General features: G+C 67.4%; 1 pseudogene. It reads left to right on the forward strand.

The annotated features are described in order from the left end of the window. Positions 1 to 20: 20 nt before the first annotated feature. Positions 21 to 242, forward strand: a pseudogene (locus ACR9ZK_RS22120) (hypothetical protein); the annotation flags it as partial.

Genomic DNA, 242 nt, shown 5'->3' on the forward strand with positions numbered 1-242 from the left:
TCCGTCGTCGGCAGCGTCAGATGTGTATAAGAGACAGCGTCACGCCCCGGTCGACGAGGACCGCGAAGAGCACCCGCTTCTACCAGACGAGCATCTACCTGCCGGTCGTGCTGTCCCTGGCCCTGTCTCTTATACACATCTCCGAGCCCACGAGACGGAGCTACATCTGGGGTGTGGTTTTTTGTTTGGGAAGGGGGGGGGGGGGGGGGGGGGGGGGGGGGGGGGGGGGGGGGGGGGGGGGG

Source organism: Monashia sp. HAY1-5C (genome assembly GCF_056755255.1).